Here is a 257-nt window from a genome sequence, read left to right as displayed (position 1 = left end):
GTATGGCCAAACTCGGTCTCTACGGCTTGACCCGTACCCTGGCCATCGAAGGTCGCAAGAACAATATTCTGGTCAATGCCATCGCGCCTACTGGCGGCACGCGCATGACCGAAGGCCTGATCCCGCCGCAGGTGTTCGAACAGCTGAAACCGGAACTGGTCAGCCCACTGGTGGTGTACCTGGCCAGTGAACAGTGCCAGGAAACGTCCGGCCTGTTTGAAGTCGGTGGCGGCTGGATGGGCAAGGTGCGCTGGGAA

1 pseudogene is annotated in these 257 nt (G+C 60.3%); it reads left to right on the top strand.

The annotated features are described in order from the left end of the window. Positions 1-257, top strand: a pseudogene (locus ACPYOM_RS22975) (hypothetical protein); the annotation flags it as partial.

Source organism: Monashia sp. HAY1-2A, from assembly GCF_056755315.1.
This window is presented reverse-complemented; position numbering and strand designations above follow the sequence as displayed.